The following is a 12,987-nucleotide window of genomic DNA, read 5'->3' on the forward strand; positions in this document are numbered from 1 at the left end:
ATGAAACGTTTGATGGTGAAACTTGGATTAGTAGTACTTGCAGCGGGAACCCTGGGTGGTGTCGCTGCACCGAGCGCGGCTAGTGCTAGCACGAAGGCTAAGCCCGCAACCTTTACGAACACAGACTTGAAGCGTTACTACAAGAATGCTAGCTCGAAGACGGCTTTTTACTTTAAGTCATACAAGTCTAACGGAAAAACCGGGACGTTGCTGATTTTTGGTGACTTCAACGGTAAGAGCGCCAACGTCAAATATGGTGTGCCAACCTCTATTAAGGTCAGCAAGAACAAGCGGACGTTGACGACCAAGTACAAGTTGATCGAATTTAAGACGACTGACAACAAGACGACCACGTCATTGACGAAATCAACTTACACGTTTAAGCTGACGAAGAAGTCCAGCACCAAGTTCAGTACCAAGGTAACTGGCACGAAGCTCAACCGGCGTTTAGCCTCAGCCACTGGCAAGACTTATTCTTACAGCAAGGTCAAGAAGAGTCCCGCTGCTGCTTACGCTAAGAAGTACGTGAAGCCAGCCATGCAAAAGCAATACACGGACATCTTTAACAACACCGATGCCCTGACCGCAGCACAAAAGAAACAATACGCCACGGAATACACGAACAACGCTGTTAAGACCATGATCAACAACTTTAACTACAAGGCTTAATTGCGATTAAAAAATGAGCACGCGTCCTCAAATCGGGAGCCGTGCTCATTTTTGCGTACAACAAAAAACACCGGCCGCAGCCAGCGTTTTTCAATCAAACTTATTTGTTGTTTTTGAATAAAGTGGTCAGGTAGTCCATGAAGACCTTGAGGTAACGGTCCTTGTCAACCATGACGGAAACCTTGACGTTGGTAGGTTCATTGAGACGGTTGTCATCACCGATGGTCCGACCGTAAGTTTCCTTGTTGTAGTTAACGACCATGTTCAGGTCAATCGTGGTGACGAAGCTAGGGTCTAAGGCAACCCCAACAGCGAGTGGGTCATGCAAAGCACAGCCGCCCAAGTTGTCGTTGAATTGCTTGTAAGCTTCGATGTAGTAGTCGACGATGTCGGCAAACTTTTCACCAGCAACGGTGCCGAGTTCACGCCATTGCTTGGTTTCCTTCTTGGTTAAGAGGGTCCGCAACGTAACGTCCAGGCCAACCATGGTAGAGTGTAGTGGGCTGGTCAAAACGGCGTTAGCAGCTTCGGCATCTTGGTTGATGTTGGCTTCAGCGTAGGCGGTAACGTTACCAGGCATGGTCAAAGCACCACCCATGAAGGTCATGTTGCCGATTTCGTTAGCGATTTCTGGGGCCTTCTTCAAGGCAGCAGCCAAGTTGGTCATTGGGCCAGTTGGTACCAACGTCAGGTCTTTGCCGTACTTGTGTGCAGCTTCGATTAAGAAATCAACACCGGATTCTTTTTCGATGGCACGCGTTGGTTCTGGCAGTTCAACTTCACCGATTCCGTTTTGACCGTGAATGTTTGCACTAACTTCCATCCGGTCGAAGTGGTCAGAGGTTGAAGAGTGACTTTCGCCTAAGTATACAGGGATGTCGGTGTGACCCAACAATTCCAAAATCTTCAATGCGTTCTTGCCGCCTTCTTCAACGACAACGTTGCCGTATGAACCGACGATACCGATTAAGTCAACATCAGGTGCACCTAATGCGTAAGCGATTGCAAGAGAATCGTCGATCCCAGTATCCAAGTCCAAAATCATTTTACGTTTTGCCATGATATGAGTGTCTCCCTTTTGGTCAATATTTAAGCTTTAACGCCTGCTTTAACTATAATGTAACTGGTTACATTTAGCAAGCTCACCCCGTCACCAAGTTGAAGCAATTGACGGTTCAGGGTAAGATAGAAGACGGCCATTGATTCCGGGATTTCCGCCGGGAGATGGCGCTGGAAGCGCTTGAGTAAAGCGTTTTACGTTCTTTGAAAATTAGTGCCCAATAAGTTAGATGCCGGCTAGAAGTGGGGCGCTAATTTTAGTAAATTTTTTTTGAAATCGGTTAATTTGCGATCGAATTCTGGGTTAATGTGAATCTAAAAAAGGGGGGCCAGCCATGGCCAATGAAGCCAGCAAGCCAAATAGAAAGAAATTCGAGTATCACAACCATTTGCTAGACGACGCCACGAAGGAAATGAATGAGTGGACCGGCGAGAATAAAGTGGTGGAGATTCACCTGTTCCAGATGTTTTCGGAGGTATTCAAGCCGCACAACCGTGACGATGCGGAGGCCCTGTTCATTGTCGGGACCCGCGAAACCACACCGTCCCTGGAAGCCGTGTCGGCGGCACCCGTCAAGCCCTGGCTCTTCTCACGCGTCTTTGCGCTACTGGGGGCTAGCTTTGTCTTGTTAGCGATGTTGTTCCTGGTCTTTCGAAGCAACAACGCCGTGCCGGGGATGATCTTCATCGGGTCACTGACGGTGCCCTTTGCCTTATTGATCATGTTTTTTGAAATTAATGTGTTCCGCAATATTTCAGTGTACCAATTAATGACCGTCTTCTTAGTCGGCGGGATTCTTTCCCTAATTGCCACCATGATTCTATATTCCTTGATTCCATCCGGCAACGGGACGTCGTGGGAGTCGGCGCTGGTTGTCGGCTTCATTGAGGAGACCGCCAAGATGCTGGTGATTGCCTACTTCGTGAACCGTTTCCGCTTGAATTATATTTTCAATGGGTTGCTCGTTGGGGCGGCCATCGGGGCCGGGTTTGCCGTCTTTGAAACGGCGGGGTACACCGGCCAGTATGGCTTGGTGACCCTGCTGATGCGCAGCTGGCAAGCCATCGGGACCCATACGATTTGGTCCGCCATCATGGGTGCCGCCATTATTTTAGCCAAGGAACGGCACCAACCCGTGACCGGGAGTAATATGGTTGCGCCAAAATTTTTGCGTTTCTACCTCCTGGCCATTGCGCTGCATGCCCTCTGGGATTGGAACGCGCCGTTTGCTCTATTAGACATTTTATACCTGCAGCAGTGGGTCCTCATCGCCATCGGTTGGGTCGCCATCTTTGTGCTGATCAACGCCGGTCTCAGAGAGGCGCGCACGCTTCAGGGCCAACGTATCTTGAAAGGCAATCAGCTCGGCGGATAGAGGTAGCGCATCAGCTTGGCGTCCAGCGCCGGGTTCTCGTGTAACAGGGAGTGTTGCGTCTCCCAAACGGGGCCGGTAAACGTTTCGTAGCGGTACTGACCGACGCGGCCAGCGACCAGGCGCCGCAGTGGGGTCACGGTGTTCGCCGGCACCTCGCTGTCGTTGCCGGTCCGGCCAATCACGCCAGCGATATTTAAAATTTTTAACTCTGGATAGCGGTCCGCGAGGCGCGTCCGTTCCGGGAAGTCGGCCCCCACCATCACGATGCGGGCGACGGCCACCGGGGCGGGCGCGTGGTCGTTCAGGTAGTCGTAGGCAATCGTGCCGCCGGAGGAGTGGCCGACCAAGTTGACCCGGTCAACGCCGTAACGCCGGTGGAGTTGGGTCAGGACGGTCGCCAATTGCCGCGCCTGCTTCTGCGGGTGCGTGTTATCCTTGAAAATAACCGGAATGAGCGGATTGTTGCGGCCAACGGACTGGTGTTGTTGCCAGGTCACGTGGCCGTTCCAAGTGACCCGCGCCGTCAGGGCAAACGTCCCGACGTGCGGGCGGTCCAGGCTGGTGACCATGCTGCGCAGCGAGAGCCAAGCGCCGTGAGTTCCCGGCAAAAAGAGGGTGGCCGTCCGCGTTTGCGGCACACGCAGATCATTGAGCACGGTCCAGCGGTGATTCCACCAGCCGATGAAACTGCCTAAAACCAACAGCGTTGTGAGGAAAACGGTGAGTCCACGCGTGTGTTTCACCGGGACCACCTCCTTAGAAAGGATTTTGATAAAATGACTGAGCAATTTGATATCACGATTATTGGGGGCGGCCCCGCCGGCATGTTCGCGGCCTTTTACGCCGGCATGAACAATGCCAAGACCCAGGTCATCGAAAGCCTGGCCGAGCTGGGTGGGCAGGTCAACGCCCTGTACCCCGAGAAAACCATTTTAGACGTGGCCGGCCTGCCCGCCGTGAGTGGGCGCGACCTGATTGCCAACCAGCAAAAGCAGAACGCGCAATTTCCCCTGACCGTGAAAACGGGGGAGACGGTGACCAACGTGACGGCCACGGCCGACGGCTTCACCATCACCACGCCAGCCGGCACGTCGCAGAGCAAAGCGGTGATCGTCGCCATTGGCAACGGAGCCTTTGCGCCACGGAAATTAAACGTGGCCACCGCGGACGACCTCACGGGTAAACACCTTTTCTACAGCGTCCGTGACCTCGAACGTTTTCGCGATAAGGACGTCATGGTTGCCGGGGGTGGGGACGCCGCCATTGACCAGGCGCTGATGCTGGAGCCGGTTGCCAAGTCCGTGACACTGCTTCATCGCCGCGCCCAGTTCCGCGGGTTACCGCACATGGTCGACCTGTTGCAGCAGTCCAGCGTCCACGTCCAAACGCCGTACTTAATTCGCGACTTAGCGGAAACGCCGGCCGGCTTGGACGTCACGCTAAAGCCAGTGGGCCAGGCGGGTGACCCGGTCCACACGACCGTGGATGACCTGGTCGTCAGCTACGGCTTCACGTCGGACCACAGTGCCCTGGCCAAATGGGACGTCCAACTGGCCGAGAGCCAACGCCTGATTACGGTCGACTCGACCATGGCCACCAGTGTGGACGGTATTTACGCGATTGGCGATGGCGTCATGTATCCCGGTAAACAGCCATTGATTGCGACGGGGTACGGTGAGGCGCCGGTGGCGGTGAAATCAATCATGACCCGCTTCTTCCCCGACCACCACGGTCCGATCCACAGCACTTCGCTCGATTCTAAATTGCTGTAAGGGTGGAGGGAGATTGCCGCCGACGGCCGCCAGTACTCCCAGCCTGTGGGGCGACCTTGGAAGCCTGAGGGGCGGTCTTCCAAGGCGCTTAGTAAGCCGGCGAAAGACGCCGACAAACTAAACCGACACAGGCTTCCGCACTGGCTGCCTTACGGCTGAGATTGTGACCTGACCAGTAAATTGGCTTGGACCGCGAAGTACCGTGGCCCAGACGTGGTTTTACTCCCTTTGTTTTGTTGTTTCCAGCCTGTGGGGCTTTCGCACCTAGCGGCCTTATGGCTGAGATTGTGGTCTGACTAGTAAATTGGGTTGGACCGTGAAGTGCTGTGGCCCGGACGTGGTTTTACCCCTCACGTACTGGTATATTCTGCAACTCTGTCCAAGCACATCAATAGTGCGGTAACTTCACCACACATTGATGATTAGCCACAACTACTTACTTTAACCATAGAAGAAAATCTCATAAACGCAAAGAAGCTGCTCGGACAATCGTAAAGATTGAACGGACAGCTTCTTTATTTGGTTATAAAGACTGTATTTAACCTTAAAAGTAATTTTCCTAGCTTATCTGCCTTTTAGATGTTAAAATATCACCAATACGACAACGAATGGGGGAATTATATGCGTAATCCAGCAACTAAAGATCGTTTAACGATTCGAATTGATCATGAACGTAAAGAACGTGCAACTCAAATTGCCGATTCAATGGGGACCGACTTGCCAAATTTGGTAAATATGTTTCTCGCTCAAGTTGTTCAAGAAAATGGGATGCCTTTCAAGCCGACAAATGATCAAAATACAATTGAACTTGATGAAGCTCTCGCTGACGTCAAGGCTGGTCGAACAACGACCTTTACCAATGCTGATGACTTGTTCAAACATATTCATCAGTTAGAAGACTCTGCGAATGATTAAGTTATCCAAGACCACCGCGCGCTTTGATCGGTCAATCAAGAAATTAGCCAAAAAACATTATGACTTGCGACGTCTAGATACTGCAATCGATTTGATTCTTGTCGAAGATCATGAAACATTGAAGCACCGTTTCGATTGGCATATGCTTGTTGGTAATCACGCTGGAGTAAATGAAATTCACCTCGACAAGAATTGGTTATTACTTTATCAAATTACTGATGAAAATGAGCTGACCTTACTCTTACTCGATACGGGTAGTCATGATATCTTGTAACCAGATTTGATCAGAAAAATTGGGGACAGGAATACAGTAAAAAAATTGGTGCAAGAAATCGTTTCGTGATTTCTTGCACCAATTTTTTATTGCTGTAACTAGGTCCTTCTGTTTCAGAATCAGATATCTGTGTTATGGATGATAGATTATAAGAGAACAACCAATCAGATAACGAACCAAACCAACCAGCCAACCAAGCCAACCAGCCGAAAGTACATGGACAATCTCAGCCGGAGTCGGTTAGGTGCGGAACCCTGTGTCGGTGGTGTTGGCCGGTGACTTGCCGGCCTTACAGCACGGGATGTGTTCGAGACTCGCGGGTTGGGCGAGGCTTGAACACAAGGGCGAAGACCGCTTCACAGGCTTCGGCCGTGCCCCATAGGGTGGGAGCACCTAACCGACGCAGGCGGCAGTTGCCCACAGGCGGAGTTCCTTGAAATTTCGGAGGCGGAGCGAGGAGCTACTTCCCGCTAGTGTCGTCTTGGTTGGTGATCTTGATTCGGTTGGAATCGGTGGTCTTGTGCCCCAACTCTGGCGCATTCGTCTTATAGAACGGCTGCGTCGACTTGTCCCCGTTACGGGAGAACAGGCTGGTAGACTTCAAGCCCAACTTCTTCTCCAGCTTCTCTTCCTTTTCCAGCCCGTCGGAATAGTTGTAATCGGACGGGTCAACGGCGGTGAAGCCCTTGGGATGGAAGAAACGCAGGAGGTTCTTTTGGTTCAGTGAATCGGAGTCGTTCAAGCCCTGGTTGACGTGCTTTTGAATGGCATCTAGCTTGGCCTGCAGCGCCTTGTCAGGATGCAGCTCCTCTTGGGTCTTGTTACTATAAACGGTGCCGTCGATGGACGTGTAGTCCGGGCTGACCCAATCGCGGTTACGGAACGCCACGACCGGATTGTGGGCCTTGGAGAACAGGTCGGTCCCGAACTGGATGTACTTCTTGGTATTCATGCCCATCAGATGCATCAGCGTTGGCAGCACGTCGACCTCGCCGCCATAGGTGTGTTCGACCTTGCCCTTCTTGTAGCCGGGCATGTTAAACATCAGTGGCACGCGTTGGAGCTGAGCGTTGTCGTAGTCGTTCCAGTCATCCGGATTGACCCCGAGCAACTTCGCCAGACTCTTGTTCGACGAGTTAGAAATGCCGTAGTGGTCCCCGTAGATCATAACCAACGAATTCTTATCCAACCCGGATTTGTGCAGGTAGGCGTAGAATTCCTTGATGGATTGATCGAGGTAGTGGGCGGTCTTGAAGTAGTTATCGACCGTCTTGTCACCGGTATTTGGTGTCTTGAAGCTGGAGTCTTCACTGTCCAGCGTGAACGGGAAGTGGTTGGTGACGGTCAGGTATTTCACGTAAAATGGCTGCTGGAGATGCTGGAGGTACTTCACGGAATCGTTGAACAATAGCTTATCCTTTAAACCATAGCCCAGCGATTTATCACCCGAGGTGTCGTAGTAACTGGCATCGAAGAAGTACTGGTAACCCAGGTTCTTGTAGGTGTTGCTGCGGTTCCAGAAGCTGGCCACGTTCCCGTGGAAGACCGCGGTGCTGTAGCCGGCCTGGTCGAAAATGGCGGGCGCGGCCTGGAAGGTGTTGTCGTTCCCGAGTTGGGTAAATAGCGACCCCTGTGGCAGGCCGTACGTCCCGGTTTCCAGCATGGTTTCGGCGTCGGACGTCTTGCCTTGGCCGACTTCATGGAAGAAGTTGTCGAAGCTGTAGGTCGCCTTGCTCTTGTAGAGTTTGTTCAAGAATGGCGTGACCTCTTGGCCGTTGACCTTCTTGTTGATCAAGAATTGCTGGAAGCTTTCCAGGTGAAGGATGATGACATTTTTACCCTTGGCGGCGCCGTACATGCTCTTGTCGGGGGCCGCATAATTCTTGTGCACGTATTTTAAAATGCCACTGAGCTCGGACTTCTTGGCGTGCGACCGCAGTTCACTGGTGTGCTGCGACTTGATACCATCGTAAACGGTGAAGGCGTCCAGCCCCAGGTATTTCACCAGGTAGGTCCGGTCAAAGGTCCGCGTCAACAGCTGCGGCCGGTCCATTTCGCCCATGGTCAAGTTGACCGTGAACAGCAGGAGGGCGCTGGAGGTGACGGCGAGGCCGACGCGTTTGTTCAGCGGCCGCGGGTCGATGTAGATGCGCCGCGTGGCCATCAGTGCCAGCACGAGCACGAGGTCGAGCCAGTACAGAATGTCGTGCGGCGAGGTCAGGGCCAGCGAGCTCCCGGAGAGTCCCTGGTCGACCTTGGAATAGCCCAGCATGGTGCTGACGGTCATGAAGTCCGTGAACTCGCGGAAGTAGATGACGTTGATGTACAGCAGCAGGCTGTTGAGGATGTCGATGAGAAAGATAAACGGGTAGAAGAAGCGCGCTCGTTTGAAATACAACGCCAACCCGAACAACAGAATCGTTGTCGCCAGGGGATTCAGGAGGAGAATCAGAAATTGAAACGGATCACTGAGTCCCAGCTTGAAGTCGACGAAATAGGCGAGTAAAGTCTTCAACCAGAACAGGACGACCAGCAGGGTGACAAAGCCCATGCGAGTCCCGGTTCTGGCCCATATTTTTTTGAAACGTTCCACGGTGCGTTCGCTCCTTCGTGTGCGGATAAAGTAGTCTCATTCTACCATATAACTGACCGGGGTGGGTGGTCAGGTGAGCCTCCGGTGACCAGACGCCACTCCCGTGGGCAGACCTGAAGCCTGAGAAGCGGTCTTCAGGGCGACTTGAAGCCTCACCAAGACCGTGAGTCTACAAGCTCGGCCGTGGTCTAAGTCGAGAAGAACGCTCGACTAAAACCACCGACACGGGGTTCTGTCTGATCACCTCCGGCCCACCTGACGGACTTCCCGGCAGTTAATGGTAGATGGACTAGGGGGTTACTTTTGTTTGGGGTTGTGCCCCACCCGGTATGCTTCCGCTGGTTAGCCACCCTGCCTGTGGGGCAGACCTGAAGCCTGAGGTGCGGTCTTCAGGGCGGTTGGGAGCCTTACTAAACCCGTAAGTTTCCCAACTCGGCCGTGGTCTAAGGTGAGAAGATCACTCACCAAAGACCACCGACACAGAGAGGGTGGCCAACCGCTCCAGCACACCGAGTGGGGCACGGCAACGTTGTTGGGTTCATGAGACGTTGGGTGGTGTGAGGGTGTAACCAATATAGTAGAAACTAGTACCCAACTAGGTTATGATGCTGGGTAAAACGGTTAGCGCATAAGGACGAATAGACTAGTTATTTAATCACTTTTCTTCTATTATATATGTCCTATTAATTACATGACGCAATTGCCATATGTCTAAATCATACAGACCTTAACGGATAGAACAGACCAGGACACAGAAAAAACCACCCAACAAGGACAAGCCCGTCGATATTGGTGCGGGGTGAACCAGTGTCAGCCGCAGGGGTGGTGAAAATGCCAGCTTGTGCAGTGACCAGAGGCGGATCAAGGTGACCAGCTGTGTCGATGTTCTTGGCTGAATGGTTTTCTCAGCCTAGAACATGGGACGACCTTGGAGACTGGTGGTTTTCCAGGCTTCAAGACGAGGGGGCAGACCGCTCCTCAGGCTGGCACCGTTCCCCACAGCAGGGCAGCTTGAATCCGCCGGCGGGAATGGAACTAGCGCAGCAGATTTCACCACCCCTGCGGCGAGGCAATCCGTGTTCAACCCAGCGTACCAAAGTTCGGGGGGCTGTGGCCGTTTTGGGGGCAAGTTTAGGAAAACTTTAAGTCAGACTGCGAAATTGTAACCGCTACCGCAGTATCTTTGGTACACTAGAGATAGATTTTAAATGAAAGGTGTGACTAGCTATGACGAAACAACTCACGCTGTACGTGGTCCGTCATGGGCAAACGTATTTTAATATCTACAATAAACTTCAAGGCTGGAGTAATTCACCATTGACTGAGGCGGGCATCGCGGACGCTGAGAGTGCGGGTAAACGCCTGCAGGACGTGCAATTCGCTGCGGCTTACTGCAGTGACACGACACGGGCTGAACAGACGGCCAAGGCCATTTTGGCCGCTAACCACTCGGCACCGGCTGCGCAGTTGACGACGGCGTCCTTCTTCCGTGAAGAGTTCTACGGGTACTACGAAGGTACCGACATGGCACAGGCCTGGTACGTGGCGGGTGCGCCGCATGGAGTGCCAACGTTTAAGGCGATTGAAGAGAAATACTCGATTGGCAAGGCCAAGGACTTCTTGAAGGAAGCCGACCCGTTCCGCCAAGCTGAAAACAACGAAGAGTACTGGGCGCGGGTGGATCAAGGATTTAACCTGATGCGCCACAACCCTGATTTGAAAGACGGCGACAACATCTTGATGGTCAGCCATGGTAACACGTTGCTGAGCCTGATGGAACGTTATGGTCAGGGCAAGTATGACCTGAGCGAACGGCCAGCGAACGGGAGTGTCACGAAGCTACTGCTGACGCCGGACGACATTCAAGTATTAAGCTACAACCAAAAAGATTAAGCGAGGATGGATGGTTTGATGGAAATTAGAATGGCTTGGGGCAAATTGAACCCCGTATACCAAGACGCCCTGCAAATGCGTAAGGACGTGTTCATTGAAGAACAGGGGATTGACCCTAAGGTGGAACTGGACGGGACCGACGAAGACAAGATGCACTACGTCGGGTACGTGGACGATGAACCCGTCACGACGGCACGGATTGATATGCTGGCGGGGAACCGCGTGAAGATTCAACGCGTGGCCACGGTCGCTGATCAACGTAAGCACGGCTACGCAGCGGAATTGATCAAGCAGATCATCCACGACGCCAAGCGCTCAGACGTGGCGCACGTCGAATTGGACGCCCAGTTGACGGCCATGGATTTCTACAAAGAATTGGGCTTTGAACCCATCGGTGATGCATTTGAAGAGGCTGGTATCCAGCATCAGACGGTGCAATATACTGGGGAATAGAGACACATTATACTTAAGGAAGGCTTCTGATCAGTACTGTACTGTTCGGAAGCCTTTTTGTGTGGGTAACCATAGAAATTAAGGTGTTAAATAAACTGCCTACCGATTGCATGGGAAGGTAGTTTTTTTATTTATAGGGTTTGGCTGGCTTAGATGTGTTGGTTACGTAGTATCTGTTTAATTTTTTTATTTGAATCCGGTAAACTCTTTGACAGTCAAGTGATAGTGACGTTTTGTCCGTTGGTTGGTTTCCTGTGGAGGATTTATCCAAGCAAAGGACGTTGATTAATTTTACCCGTGTAAGGGCTGTTATCTCTCGAAAACTTGTGGGTGTAGTACTTGTTTTCGCAAATCAGCAATGTAACTTGGGTTGCACTTTTCACAACAATTCGTATCGACTTGGCTATTAACACTATGATATGTTGCTAAAATAGATATTAATTCTGTTGACGTCTCTATTATAGAGACGTAAAATTAACATTGTAAATGAAGATTGATAGAATCCATGATTGAATTTAATTGTTTTACCATCAATTCATATAATGAGGATTGGCAGGTACATAAGAGAATTATGTGCCATCGCAATTTAAGTGGAGGAATAGTACATATGGAAAATTATTCAGATTTTAATTACGTGGGAACTGGTAGTGATGAGGATGATAAATTTCGTTATTTCTTGGAACTCAAAAATAAAAATTATTCCCAAATTGGACATAGTAAGTTAGCTCCGACCTTAGTAGCGTTAATGCAACATCCCAGTGATGCGACTGTTGAGAAGAGTGACCCAACAGTTAATAACGTTCTCAGAGGACAAGGAAGAGAATATCGAAAAATCATTATTGTAAATCTGGTTCCGATGAGAGGAAAATGTGAATTTTCAAGCAAAAAGTACAAAAAACTTATCGAAAGTAAAAAGAGTGAAAATTGCAAAGTTGTCAATAAAATTATAAAAGAAGAGACAAATTTTGATTTTTTGGTGGCAACTGGAAATAATGCTAGCCGTGTTGCAAGTCAATATAATGGCTTAATTGATATAATTCAAAGCTATTCGCCAAAAAAATCGTTCGTAATTGGTTTATCAAAGTCTGGATATGGTTATCTTCCTTCAAATGCGAATCGGCCAGCAACTAAGCATCTTACTTTGGTTCACATGCATAATAATAATTCTGAATGGACGTTAGAAAAAGTAATCAATTAAAAACAATTGTTGAGCATTATCAAAAATTCACTAATTTAATAATAAAGGAAGTTATCGAAATGAGTGAAGCATATCCAGAAGGATTTAAAGTTATTGGCATTAATCGCAATGAAACCTGCCGTTATTCTTTAGAAATCAAAACGCCAAACGAGAATGCTGATAAAGCACTGTTTGTTTTAATGAAGAATCCTAGTGTGGGTGATGAAAAATTGATGGACCCGACAATCAAGTTACTCGTTAAGCATGTGGCTCCACGTTATCGGAAGATGATTATTGTTAATGCATCACCAGTCATTGAAACGGACAGTGAGAATTTGAATGATCACCGCGAAGAAATTGAAAAACAAGCCGATAAGAATGCACGTGTGATTACAGAAATGGCTCAGAACTTAGGCGAGGCTGACTTACTGTTGGCTACCGGGGAAGTCGAAGATATCTTAAAAGGCTCTTATGTCGAATTGATGAATCAGATTAGTCAGTCAGAGCTAGGCAATCATTTGTACATGATTAGTTCTGTTGCTAACTATGGTGGGCATCCACTTGGCAAACTCATTGCGGATATGGAGAAATTGACTCCTGTTGAACAGGCGGATGCTGAATGGCATCTGAAAGAAATCAAGGCTTAACAGATTAAACCCAGCTGACCGGAGAGGTCGTTGCTGCAATTATCTCCGTGGCTCTATTTTAAAAGCGCCGGAACGGCGCTTTTAAAATAGAGTTAAGCAAAACGGCCAGTTAGGCATGGGCAACAATGAAGCCCTTGACAGCGAACGTTAGCTAGCATA

The 12,987-nt window shown here is 50.2% G+C and carries 12 protein-coding genes; 9 read left to right on the forward strand and 3 right to left on the reverse strand.

Going from position 1 to position 12,987, the window contains the following annotated elements:
• A complete protein-coding gene (locus tag ACEPST_RS09300; RefSeq protein ID WP_203642998.1) occupies positions 1-669 on the forward strand; it encodes a hypothetical protein in 669 nt (222 codons plus the stop codon).
• Positions 670-769: 100 nt separating this feature from the next.
• On the opposite strand, the gene ACEPST_RS09305 is transcribed toward ACEPST_RS09300, so the two are convergent.
• A complete protein-coding gene (locus ACEPST_RS09305) occupies positions 770-1,729 on the reverse strand; it encodes a nucleoside hydrolase (protein ID WP_204122188.1) in 960 nt (319 codons plus the stop codon).
• A 334-nt stretch (positions 1,730-2,063) separates the two neighbouring features.
• Here ACEPST_RS09305 and ACEPST_RS09310 point away from each other — a divergent pair, with 334 nt between their 5' ends.
• On the forward strand, positions 2,064-3,104 hold the full coding sequence (locus ACEPST_RS09310; protein WP_204122187.1) for a PrsW family intramembrane metalloprotease: 1,041 nt from the start codon (positions 2,064-2,066) through the stop codon (positions 3,102-3,104).
• Here the strand turns inward: ACEPST_RS09310 and ACEPST_RS09315 are convergent.
• Positions 3,089-3,847 (reverse strand): alpha/beta fold hydrolase, encoded by a 759-nt coding sequence (locus tag ACEPST_RS09315; protein ID WP_204122186.1) that lies wholly within the window; start codon positions 3,845-3,847, stop codon positions 3,089-3,091. The two genes, ACEPST_RS09310 and ACEPST_RS09315, sit on opposite strands and share 16 nt — an antisense overlap.
• A gap of 33 nt (positions 3,848-3,880) precedes the next feature.
• Between ACEPST_RS09315 and ACEPST_RS09320 the strand changes: the two genes are divergently transcribed.
• From ACEPST_RS09320 to ACEPST_RS09330, 3 genes are all read left to right on the forward strand, one after another.
• Positions 3,881-4,876, forward strand: a complete 996-nt coding sequence (locus ACEPST_RS09320; protein WP_204122185.1) for an NAD(P)/FAD-dependent oxidoreductase — start codon at positions 3,881-3,883, stop codon at positions 4,874-4,876.
• Positions 4,877-5,455: 579 nt separating this feature from the next.
• The gene (locus tag ACEPST_RS09325; RefSeq protein ID WP_395409175.1) at positions 5,456-5,791 is read left to right on the forward strand and encodes a type II toxin-antitoxin system RelB/DinJ family antitoxin; all 336 of its coding nucleotides are present in this window, start codon (positions 5,456-5,458) and stop codon (positions 5,789-5,791) included.
• Positions 5,784-6,065, forward strand: a complete 282-nt coding sequence (locus ACEPST_RS09330) for a type II toxin-antitoxin system YafQ family toxin (RefSeq protein ID WP_204122183.1) — start codon at positions 5,784-5,786, stop codon at positions 6,063-6,065. Before ACEPST_RS09325 ends, ACEPST_RS09330 begins: the two co-directional genes overlap by 8 nt.
• Positions 6,066-6,525: 460 nt before the next feature.
• Here ACEPST_RS09330 and ACEPST_RS09335 read toward each other — a convergent pair whose 3' ends face one another.
• Positions 6,526-8,616 (reverse strand): LTA synthase family protein, encoded by a 2,091-nt coding sequence (locus ACEPST_RS09335; protein ID WP_204122200.1) that lies wholly within the window; start codon positions 8,614-8,616, stop codon positions 6,526-6,528.
• Between the two features lie 1,269 nt (positions 8,617-9,885).
• Between ACEPST_RS09335 and ACEPST_RS09340 the strand changes: the two genes are divergently transcribed.
• The 4 genes from ACEPST_RS09340 (at position 9,886) to ACEPST_RS09355 (ending at position 12,828) form a co-directional block, all read left to right on the forward strand.
• Positions 9,886-10,551: a histidine phosphatase family protein gene (locus ACEPST_RS09340; protein WP_204122182.1), complete on the forward strand. Its 666-nt coding sequence runs from the start codon at positions 9,886-9,888 to the stop codon at positions 10,549-10,551.
• An 18-nt stretch (positions 10,552-10,569) separates the two neighbouring features.
• Positions 10,570-11,004, forward strand: coding sequence for a GNAT family N-acetyltransferase (locus ACEPST_RS09345; protein ID WP_125765901.1), 435 nt, complete (start codon positions 10,570-10,572; stop codon positions 11,002-11,004).
• A gap of 505 nt (positions 11,005-11,509) precedes the next feature.
• The gene (locus tag ACEPST_RS09350) at positions 11,510-12,202 is read left to right on the forward strand and encodes a DUF1643 domain-containing protein (protein WP_395425068.1); all 693 of its coding nucleotides are present in this window, start codon (positions 11,510-11,512) and stop codon (positions 12,200-12,202) included.
• 59 nt (positions 12,203-12,261) lie between these two features.
• Positions 12,262-12,828, forward strand: coding sequence for a DUF1643 domain-containing protein (locus ACEPST_RS09355; protein ID WP_204122180.1), 567 nt, complete (start codon positions 12,262-12,264; stop codon positions 12,826-12,828).
• The last annotated feature ends 159 nt before the right edge of the window (positions 12,829-12,987 follow it).

The organism is Levilactobacillus sp. FUA 3915 (genome assembly GCF_044053135.1).
Classification (GTDB): domain Bacteria; phylum Bacillota; class Bacilli; order Lactobacillales; family Lactobacillaceae; genus Levilactobacillus; species Levilactobacillus lanxiensis.

Excerpts from the sequence above, each read along its gene's own strand:
- ACEPST_RS09330 (WP_204122183.1), top strand. The coding sequence starts at position 5,784 with ATGATTAAGTTATCCAAGACCACCGCGCGCTTTGATCGGTCAATCAAG.
- ACEPST_RS09300 (WP_203642998.1), top strand. The coding sequence starts at position 1 with ATGAAACGTTTGATGGTGAAACTTGGATTAGTAGTACTTGCAGCGGGA.
- ACEPST_RS09345 (WP_125765901.1), top strand. The coding sequence starts at position 10,570 with ATGGAAATTAGAATGGCTTGGGGCAAATTGAACCCCGTATACCAAGAC.
- ACEPST_RS09340 (WP_204122182.1), top strand. The coding sequence starts at position 9,886 with ATGACGAAACAACTCACGCTGTACGTGGTCCGTCATGGGCAAACGTAT.
- ACEPST_RS09320 (WP_204122185.1), top strand. The coding sequence starts at position 3,881 with ATGACTGAGCAATTTGATATCACGATTATTGGGGGCGGCCCCGCCGGC.
- ACEPST_RS09335 (WP_204122200.1), bottom strand. The coding sequence starts at position 8,616 with ATGGGCTTTGTCACCCTGCTGGTCGTCCTGTTCTGGTTGAAGACTTTA.
- ACEPST_RS09325 (WP_395409175.1), top strand. The coding sequence starts at position 5,456 with ATGTTAAAATATCACCAATACGACAACGAATGGGGGAATTATATGCGT.
- ACEPST_RS09305 (WP_204122188.1), bottom strand. The coding sequence starts at position 1,729 with ATGGCAAAACGTAAAATGATTTTGGACTTGGATACTGGGATCGACGAT.
- ACEPST_RS09350 (WP_395425068.1), top strand. The coding sequence starts at position 11,510 with ATGATTGAATTTAATTGTTTTACCATCAATTCATATAATGAGGATTGG.
- ACEPST_RS09310 (WP_204122187.1), top strand. The coding sequence starts at position 2,064 with ATGGCCAATGAAGCCAGCAAGCCAAATAGAAAGAAATTCGAGTATCAC.
- ACEPST_RS09355 (WP_204122180.1), top strand. The coding sequence starts at position 12,262 with ATGAGTGAAGCATATCCAGAAGGATTTAAAGTTATTGGCATTAATCGC.